This is a genomic window from Streptomyces sp. MMG1533 (assembly GCF_001279775.1).
GTDB lineage: Bacteria > Actinomycetota > Actinomycetes > Streptomycetales > Streptomycetaceae > Streptomyces.
Map to the genome: position 1 here is coordinate 1 of NZ_LGDG01000112.1, position 794 is coordinate 794.

Consider the following 794-nt stretch of genomic DNA (forward strand, 5'->3'; position numbering starts at 1 on the left):
CCGATGCGGTCCGACAGCCAGCCGCCCATCGGGCGCATCGCCACGGCGAGCAGCACGAAGCCGGCCATCCGGTTGGCCGCGTCGGCCTGGGTGAGGCCGTAGCCGGTCTTGAGGTACGTGGGCAGGTAGACGGAGAAGGCGACGTAACCGCCGAAGGCCACCGCGTACAGGGCGGACGCCTGCCAGGTGACGCCCAGGCGCAGGGTGGCGGCCAGGCGGCGGGCCAGCGGCTCGGTCGGCACGGTACGTCCCGGGGCGTCCCGGAGCACCAGCGCGGCCACCAGCGCGTAGGCCGCCAGGACACCCGCGGTGATCAGGAAGGGCGTCGACATGCTGTTCGCGTCGACCAGCTTCACGGTGGTCAGGGCACTGATCGCGGTGCCGCCCATGCCCATGCCGAAGATGCCGATGGCCAGCCCCCGCCGCTCGGGCGGGAACCAGGCACTCACGAACGGCACACCCACGGCGAACGCGGTGCCGCCGATACCGAGGAAGAACCCGCCGGCCAGCAGGGCGGCGAACGAGGAATGGCCGGCCAGGCCGAGATAGAGCACCGGAACGATGGTGGCCGCGGACACGATCGGGAACATGACCCGTCCACCGAACCGGTCGGTCAGCGCGCCGACCGGGATCCGGCCCAGCGAGCCGACCACCACCGGCACCGCGACCAGCAGCGACTGCTGGAAGGAGGTCAGCTCCAGGATGTCCTTGAAACGGGGGCCGAGCGGGCTCAGCAGCGCCCACGCCCAGAAGTTCACGGCGAACCCGACCGTGGCCAGGGCCAGCATCAGCCA

The 794-nt window shown here is 71.7% G+C and carries 1 protein-coding gene; it reads right to left on the reverse strand.

Translation table 11 applies throughout. The features are described from left to right. On the reverse strand, positions 1-794 hold a 794-nt coding region (locus ADK57_RS13205; RefSeq protein WP_324612188.1), incomplete at both ends, for an MFS transporter.